Annotated in this window: 5 protein-coding genes; 3 read left to right on the top strand and 2 right to left on the bottom strand. The window is 69.9% G+C overall.

The window, feature by feature from the left end; translation table 11 throughout:
• Nucleotides 1-611: 611 nt before the first annotated feature.
• Together JKJ07_RS33755 and JKJ07_RS33750 are read left to right on the top strand one after the other, a co-directional pair.
• The gene (locus tag JKJ07_RS33755; RefSeq protein ID WP_369077010.1) at nucleotides 612-1307 is read left to right on the top strand and encodes an HAD family hydrolase; all 696 of its coding nucleotides are present in this window, start codon (nucleotides 612-614) and stop codon (nucleotides 1305-1307) included.
• 172 nt (nucleotides 1308-1479) lie between these two features.
• Nucleotides 1480-2379: a hypothetical protein gene (locus JKJ07_RS33750; protein WP_202995950.1), complete on the top strand. Its 900-nt coding sequence runs from the start codon at nucleotides 1480-1482 to the stop codon at nucleotides 2377-2379.
• Nucleotides 2380-2412: 33 nt separating this feature from the next.
• Here JKJ07_RS33750 and aceB read toward each other — a convergent pair whose 3' ends face one another.
• Together aceB and aceA are read right to left on the bottom strand one after the other, a co-directional pair.
• The gene (gene aceB, locus JKJ07_RS33745) at nucleotides 2413-4035 is read right to left on the bottom strand and encodes a malate synthase A (protein ID WP_202995949.1); all 1623 of its coding nucleotides are present in this window, start codon (nucleotides 4033-4035) and stop codon (nucleotides 2413-2415) included.
• A complete protein-coding gene (aceA, locus tag JKJ07_RS33740; protein ID WP_202995948.1) occupies nucleotides 4035-5324 on the bottom strand; it encodes an isocitrate lyase in 1290 nt (429 codons plus the stop codon). Before aceA ends, aceB begins: the two co-directional genes overlap by 1 nt.
• A 130-nt stretch (nucleotides 5325-5454) precedes the next feature.
• Between aceA and JKJ07_RS33735 the strand changes: the two genes are divergently transcribed.
• The gene (locus JKJ07_RS33735; RefSeq protein ID WP_202995947.1) at nucleotides 5455-6894 is read left to right on the top strand and encodes an XRE family transcriptional regulator; all 1440 of its coding nucleotides are present in this window, start codon (nucleotides 5455-5457) and stop codon (nucleotides 6892-6894) included.
• Nucleotides 6895-6896 lie beyond the last annotated feature (2 nt).

Below are 6896 nucleotides of genomic sequence, written 5' to 3'. Positions count from 1 at the left end.
GATACAGGCGCACAGCCCTCGCCCGTAGTTCGTCGGGGTACTTCTTCGGTGCGGCCACGGATAATTCCTCCCCATGATCAGTCGATCATGCTTGAGAAGCTCCGCCAAACCGGGGGGAACTCAGACGGGTGCGGCATTGCAAGTGAGATCTGCTTGCCAGCCTTGCCTCCTCAGGGCGTCCAGGCCGGCGTGCCAGTCGGCCAGGTGCTGGTCGGTGTGCCGTGGGCTGTCTTGTTTGCTCGGGTCGTTGCGCACGCTCGCATTGAACGCGACGGCGGCAAAGGGACTGGCCACCGACCGCGCACAGGTCGGCTTGGCCTACGCCGTCCAGCCGTCGCCCTGCGGAGGATGCGTCCAGGGCAAAACGCAGCGCGCAGGCGGCGAGCAGCCTATCGAGGCGAGCCAGTTCCGGCCCGGCCGGCTGAGATCATGACGTGGTGCCGTAGGCCCCGACGACCTGATAAGGGCCGCGCAGGGCGGGGGAGATTCGCGCGGCCTGCGAGCGGGTGGTCGGTGTTCGAGCCCGGGGGAGCCACTGCGCTGGGGCGACCTGGCGGGCCTGGCCGGCGGTAGCGTGACCGGCGAGGCGGCAACCGGGACGGGGGTTGGCGATGGGGCAGCGCGTGGGGCGGCGGGTGGAGGCCGTCGTGTTTGATCTTCTTTACACGCTTGTGCATCCGCGGGGGGTGGGGCGGGGTGCTTGGCTGGCGCCCTTGCTCGGGATGGATCGGGACGCGTTTCGGCGGCGGTGGATCGAGTTCGAGCCGTTTCTGGAGTCGGGGCGGGGCGGGCTGACCGAGCTCGAATGGGTTCGGGCCATCGCCCCCAGGGTGACCGCCGATGACCTCGAGCGCATCGAGGCCGACTGGGATCTTGACCGGCGGGTGGCCCTGCTCGAGCCGCCGGCAAGCACGATCGCGACGTTGACGGCGCTGCGCGAGCTGGGACTCAAGGTCGGGGTGCTCAGCAATACGCACGCCCTCGAGTTGCGGGCCTGGCCTCGGTCTCCGCTGGCCGCGCTGGTGGACGACGTGGCGCTGTCTCATGAGATCGGGGTCTGTAAACCGGAACCTCGGGCGTACGCGCTCATTCTCGAACGCCTGGGGGTGGCGCCGGCGAGGGCCGCCTACGTGGGGGATGGCGGCAGCAACGAGCTCGACGGCGCCCGCGCGGCGGGGTTCGGCCTGGTTGTGCTGGCCGAGGCGGCCGCGGCCGAGCACGCGCCGGGTGACCTGCCCCGGCTGCGCAAACAAGCGGACGTGAGCGTGGCCGAGCTGACCGAGGTCGTCGCGTTGGTCGCCTCGTGAGTGATGAGGCGCCCGGCGTTGTAGTGACCGATCTTTACGGACCGGATCCCGCCGGCGAGACGCGCCGGGCGGGGGCTGCCCGGCGCGGGGATGTCGGTGTCCGGGCTCGACGGCTTCGCCAAGAGGTCCTATTCCTGTCGACACCGGTGCGGAACCGGGGTGTGATGGCGGCATGAGGACTCCCATGCAGGGTGGGCTGTTGCCGGTGCAGGCGGGGGCCGGGCCGGTTGTGCGGATCGCCTGTGACGAGTCGGGGTTCTCGGGCACCAACCTGCTGCACCCTGGCATGCCGACGATCACGCACGCGAGTGTGGACCTGAGCGTGGACGAGGCCGCCGAGCTGGTCGGGCGGCTGGGGGCCGCTACGGAGTCTGGCGAGTTGAAGTCGGGGCGGTTCTTGCGGGCCGGCCGGAAGGACTGGTTTCAGGAAGCGTTGCGCGGGCGGGCGTACGTGCATGTGGTCGACAAGCGGTTCTTTCTCGTCACGCGCATCGTCGACATGGTGCTTTACGAGCCTTCGTACGCGTCCGGCACGCGGCTCACGCAGGGGCAGCGGGCGGACGCCGTCGCGCTGGCTCAGGCCGTACGGGAAAGCTCTGGGTTGTTGCCGGCGTTTGTCGAGCTGGTGCGCACGAAACGGCGGCGGCCGGCGAGCGAGACTGTGGAGCGTTTCCTGGCCGCGGCCGAGCACGTGGTGGAGGTGGAACCGGCCCGGGTGTGGGCGTTGGCGGCCCGGCTCGATGAGGATGACCGCGAGGTGCCGCCGCCCCTCGAACCGCTGCTGCCGGCGCTGGCCGAGACGGTGCTGACGTGGAGCGGGGGCGAGCGGCGGGTGCTCGTGACGCATGACGAGCAGAGCGCGTTGACCGCCGGCCGGCTGGCTCGGCTGCAACGGGCGTTGACAGGTGATGGCGGGGTGTCGCCGCTGGCCGGGTTCGCGATGGCCGACTCGCGGGACGATCCGCGGGTGCAGGTGGCCGATCTGCTGGCGGGGCTGGCCCGACGGCAGGGAGTCGACGAGAGCTTGCTGACACCGACGTCGTGGAAGGCGCCGAAGGGCGCGGCCCCGTAAACAACGAGGCCGCGCCCTTGCCCGGGGAATCGATCAGACGGCGACAGGCGCCTCATCGGGGACCGGGGTGGCTGACCCGCCGGACAGGTGCCGAAGGTAGGCCGGCAGGGTCAGGAACTCGGGGCACGTGCGCTCGGTCAGCAGCACCGTCAGCAGGGTGCGGGCCTGGCCGAAACGCCGGGCCGAGTCCTCGTCGAGGGCGCCCGTCTCGCTGAGCACGTCGAGCTCCTCGCGCAGCATGCGGGTGACCAGCGCGGCGCTGACCGGGATGCCGTAGTCGGTCGGGGTGGCCGATCGGATCCACTGCCACAGCTGGGTCCGGCAGATCTCCGCGGTCGCCGCGTCCTCCATCAGGCCGCCCAGCGCCACCGCGCCGCGCCCGTCGAGCCAGGCCGCGATGTAGCGCAGCGCCACGCTGACGTTGTTGCGCAGCGCGACCTCGGTGACCTGGACGCCGGGAACGCGCACGTCCAGCAACTCCGTGGCGGTCACGCGCACGTCCTCACGCTTGCGGACGATCTGGTGCGGCTCCTCGCCGAGCCACTGGTCGAACACCTCGCGGCACGTCGCGACCAGACCCGGGTGCGCCACCCAGGAGCCGTCGAAGCCGTCGCCGACCTCGCGCCGCTTGTCCTGCCGCACCTGGTTGAGCGCGCGCTTGGCGGCCACCGGGTCCTTCGACGGGACGACCGCGGCCATCCCGCCGATGGCGTGCGCGTTGCGGCGGTGACAGGTGCGGACCAGCAGTTCGGTGTACGCCCGCATGAACGGCGCGGTCATCGTCACCTGCGACCGTTCGGGCAGGACCACCTCCGGCCGGTTCTTGATCATGCTGAACAGGTAGTCCCAGCGGCCCGCGTTCAGGCCGGCCGAGTGTTCGCGCAGCTCGTACAGGATCTCGTCCATCTCGAAGGCCGCGGTGATCGTCTCGATGAGCACGGTCGCGCGGATAGTGCCGCGTTCGATGCCGAGCGCCTCCTGCGCGAAGACGAACACGTCGTTCCACAGCCGCGCCTCGAGGTGCGACTCCAGCTTGGGCAGGTAGAAGTAGGGCCCGCTGCCCCGGTCGAGCTGCCGCTGGGCGCAGTGGAACATGTAGAGCCCGAAGTCGAACAGGGCCGCCGACACCGCCCGCCCGCCGATCCGCAGGTGGCATTCGGGCAGGTGCCAGCCCCGCGGCCGCACCATGATGGTCGGGGTCCAGCCGTTGACCTTGTATTCCTTGCCCGCCGGGTCGGTGAAGTCGAGCGTGCCGTCCAGCGCGTCCCGCAGGTTGGCCTGGCCCAGCACCACGTTCTCCCAGGTGGGCGAGGTGGCGTCCTCGAAGTCGGCCATCCACACCTTCGCCCCGGAGTTGAGCGCGTTGATCGTCATCTTGCGCTCGGGCGGCCCGGTGATCTCGACCCGCCGGTCCAGCAAATCGGGCGCGGGCGGGGCAACGGTCCACTCGGAGGAGCGAATGTGAGACGTCGACTCCAAGAAATCCAGCGAGGAAGTACGGGTGGTCCGCCGCCGACGGCGCCGCTCGAGGAGCTGGACGCGCCGAGCGCCGAACTCCCGGTCGAGCGCGACGACGAACTCGATCGCCGCAGGGGTCAGGATGTCGGCGTACCGGCCGGAAGTCGTACCGGTGATGGTGATCTCTTCGTTGCCCATCAGAACTGCTCCGTCTCGGTCGAGCCCGCCAGGGCAGTCGTGGACGAGGAGGGGTTGAGCGCGGTCGAGACGGCGTCGAAGTAGCCCGTGCCGACCTCGGCCTGGTGCTTGGTGGCGGTGTAACCGTCGAGCTCGGCCGCGAACTCGGCCTCCTGCAGCTTCACGTACGCGGTCATGCCGGTCTCGGCGTAGCCGCGGGCCAGCTCGTACATCGAGTGGTTGAGCGCGTGGAAGCCGGCCAGCGTGACGAACTGGAACTTGTAGCCCATCGCGCCGAGCTCCTTCTGGAAGCGCGCGATGTCGGCGTCGTCCAGGTTCTTCTTCCAGTTGAACGAGGGCGAGCAGTTGTATGCCAGCATCTTGCCGGGGTGCTCCTTGTGCACCGCCTCGGCGAACATCTTGGCGAACTCGAGGTCGGGCTTGCCGGTCTCGACCCACAACAGATCCGCATAATCCGCGTACGCCACCCCGCGCGCGATGGCCGCGTCGGGCCCGCTGCGCACTCGGAAAAAGCCTTCCGCCGTACGCTCTCCCGTGAGGAACGGCTGGTCGCGCTCGTCGACGTCGGTGGTCAGCAGGTCCGCGGCCAGGGCGTCGGTCCGCGCGATGACCAGCGATGGCACCCCGAGCACGTCGGCCGCCAGCCGGGCCGCGTTGAGGGTGCGGATGTGCTGCGCGGTCGGGATGAGCACCTTGCCGCCCAGGTGACCGCACTTCTTCTCGCTGGCCAGCTGGTCCTCCCAGTGCACGCCCGCCGCGCCGGCCACGATCATGGCCTTCATCAGCTCGAACGCGTTGAGCGGACCACCGAAGCCGGCCTCCGCGTCGGCCACGATCGGGGCCAGCCAGTCCCGCTCGTGCCTGCCGCTCGCGGTGTCGATCTGGTCGGCCCGCATGAGGGCGTTGTTGATACGGCGCACGACCGCGGGCACCGAGTTGGCCGGGTAGAGCGACTGGTCGGGATAGGTGGCGCCGGCCAGGTTGGCGTCGGCCGCGACCTGCCAGCCGCTCAGATAGATGGCCTTGAGCCCGGCCCGCACCATCTGGGTGGCCTGGCCGCCGGTCAGCGCGCCCAGCGCGTTGATGTAGTCCTCGCTCTGCAGCAGCTCCCACAGCCGCTGCGCGCCCCGCTCGGCCAGAGTGTGCCGCTCCTGGACCGTGCCGCGGAGCTTGACCACGTCGTGCGCGGTGTAGCTGCGCTTGATGCCCAGCCACCGGGGATCGCCGGCCCACGCCCGAGTGAGGTCCGCCGCGGTACCGCCCCGAACTTCGGTCAGCTGATCAGTCATCTGATTCATCCCTTCCGTGCCCTGTCGCTTGTGCTGCTTGGGAAGAACTCGACTATCGCCGGGGTCGCAACCCCCTAGGGAGGCGTTTGTGAGCAGAAGAAACGCGAAATTTCTGCTAACGTCAAAACCCGTGAGCGATTCACCTGTTGTCGACCTCGTGACCCTCGGCCAGCGGCTGCGTCACCAGCGCAAATCGAAGAACATGACGCTGGAGCAGCTCAGTGAGGCCGTGGGCCGGGCGCCGTCGCAGCTGTCGCTGATCGAGAACGGCAAGCGCGAGCCCAAGCTGTCGGTGCTGCAGGCGATCGCGGGCGCGCTCGGGGTGCCGCTGCAGGACCTGTTGCGACCCGAGGCGCCGTCGCGACGGGCCGGGCTCGAGATCGACCTCACGCATTTCCAGCAGTCCCCGGCGTACGGGGGCCTGGGGTTGCCGGTGGTCAAAGGCGGGCGACGGCTGCCCGCGGACGCGCTCGAGTCGCTGGTCGGCCTGCATCGCGAGCTGAATCGGCTGCTGACCGAGCAGAGCGCCACGCCCGAGGTCGCCCGGCGGGCCAACGCGCAGTTGCGGGTCGACATGCGCGAGCGCGACAACTACTTCGCCGGGATCGAGGAGGCGGCGGCCCGGGTGTTGCGCTCGGTCAAGCACACGACCGGGCCGCTCAGTCAGCGCGGCATCCTCGATATCGCTGCGCAGTTGGGCTTCTCACTGCACTACGTGAACGACCTGCCGGGCTCCACACGCTCGGTGACCGACCTGGTCGGCCGCAAGATCTATCTGCCTCAGGTGGCCAGCGGCAAGGGGCACGACCCGCGGGCGGTGGTGCTGCAGACGCTCGGCCACTTCGTGCTCGGGCATCCGGAGCCGGCCGACTACGGCGACTTCCTGCGGCAGCGGGTCGAGGCCAACTATTTCGCGGCGGCGTTGCTGATGCCGGAGAACTTCGCGGTGGAGTTCCTGCGTGAGGCGAAGGCCGACCGGGCGCTGGCCATCGACGACTTCCGGGACGCGTTCGGGGTGTCCTACGAGACGGCGGCGCATCGGTTCACGAACCTGGCCACGCACCACTTCGGGATCCCGGTGCACTTCACGCGGGTGCACGAGAACGGGATCGTCTACAAGGCGTACGAGAACGACGGGGTGCGCTTCCCGGCCGACGTCACCGGGGCCATCGAGGGGCAGCCGATCTGCCGCAAGTGGGCCTCCCGCACGATCTTCCAGGCGGACGACCCGTATTCGTCGTTCTACCAGTTCACCGACACGTCGGCCGGCACGTACTGGTGCACGGTGCACATCGAGTCGACGCGGTCGGGGGAATTCTCGGTCACGGTCGGCACGCCGTACGAGCACGCGCGCTGGTTCCGTGGGGGAGACACCGCCCGCCGTACGGTCTCCCGCTGCCCCGACCCCGGCTGCTGCCGCCGCCCGCCCGCGTCGCTGGTGGACCGCTGGGCGGGGCATGCCTGGCCCAGCGCCCGCGTGCACTCCCACCTGCTCGCCGCCCTGCCCCCGGGCACGTTCCCCGGCGTCGACGCCCAGGACGTGTACGAGTTCCTCGATCGGCGTGCCTAAGC

It is taken from the genome of Paractinoplanes lichenicola, assembly GCF_016785085.1.
Classification (GTDB): domain Bacteria; phylum Actinomycetota; class Actinomycetes; order Mycobacteriales; family Micromonosporaceae; genus Actinoplanes; species Actinoplanes lichenicola.
The sequence above is the reverse complement of the archived record's forward strand: the minus strand, read 5'-3'. Positions and strand labels throughout refer to the sequence as shown.